At 73.3% G+C, this 1,177-nt stretch carries 1 protein-coding gene; it reads right to left on the bottom strand.

Annotated features, from left to right (window positions below; genetic code table 11):
- On the bottom strand, positions 1-998 hold a 998-nt coding region (locus AB0N29_RS20920), incomplete at its 3' end, for a methyl-accepting chemotaxis protein (RefSeq protein WP_364870200.1).
- Positions 999-1,177: the final 179 nt, after the last annotated feature.

The raw sequence follows: 1,177 nt of genomic DNA, 5'->3' as shown, positions 1-1,177 counted from the left end.
GTCGACACGTTCCGCGACACCTCCTCCGCAGCACCCGAGACCACACCCGCCTGCACCGACGTCTCCTCCGCACCCGCAGCGATCTGCTGCGAACCAGCCGACAGCTCCTCGGAGGCGGCCGCGACCGCGTCGGCGGACTCGCCGACCGAGGCCATCAGCGTGCGCAGGTTGTCCATGCCGACGTCGAGGCTCTGGCCCATCCGGCCGACCTCGTCGCGGGACTCGACCCCGCTCGAGACGGTGAGGTCACCCGCGGCGAGGGCGTCGGAGACCCGGCGGACGCGTGCGACGTTCGTGCTGATCCCCCGGGCGACCGCCAGGCCGACGACCAGGACCACGACGACGGCGAGGCCGAGGAGGACCAGGGCGAGGGTGCGCGCGCTCTCGTAGGCCGCCTGCGCGTCCTGGGCGCTCCGGGCCGCCGCGGCGTCCTCGGACTCGATGATCGCCCCGAGCGCGGAGCTGACGCCCTCCGCCACCGGCGCCGCGTCGCTGTTGTTGACGCGCAGCCAGCGGGTCAGGTCCTGCGCCGCCGCGATCGGGCCGAGCTTCTCGTCGACGATGGTGAGGTACTCCGCCAGGCCCGAGCGGATCTGCTCGACCCGCTCGCGGTCGGCGTTGCTGACCCCGGTGGCGAGGTACTCGTCCAGCTGCGCGTCGAAGGTGCCCTGCAGCTCGGCGTACTCGTCGAGCGTCGCCTGGCGCTCGCGGCCCTGGCCGACGAGGAGGATGTCGCGGACGCTGAGCGAGATGCTCTTGCGGGTCACGCTGATCTCGCCGAGGACCTTCACCGCGGCGAGGTTGTCCTGGTAGATGCGCTGGCTGGTGGCCGCGCTCCCGGAGAGGGCGTTGAGCCCGAAGAGGCCGACGACGAGCGCCGCGGCGACGCCCACGAGGGCGGGTGTGAGGACCTTCGTCCGGATCGAGAGGTCGGCGAACCGCTGTGCCGGCGAGCGGCGGGCGGCGGGTGCGGGCGTGCTGGAGGGCGTGCTGGTCATGGGGGTGCTCCTGGGGAGTCGGTCGGGTTCGGGGGGAGGGAGAGGTCAGGAGACGCGGAAGCGCGAGACCTCGTGGTGGAGCGCGCCGGCGAGCTGGGCGATCTCGCTCACCGCGGCATGGGCCTGCGTGACCGCCTGCGTCGTGGTCTCCGCACCAGCCGCCACACCCGCGATGTTCG

This window comes from Nocardioides sp. NPDC092400, from assembly GCF_040684155.1.
Lineage (GTDB): Bacteria > Actinomycetota > Actinomycetes > Propionibacteriales > Nocardioidaceae > Nocardioides.
Note: the sequence above shows the minus strand (reverse complement) of the source record. Positions and strands in the feature narration are given on the sequence as shown.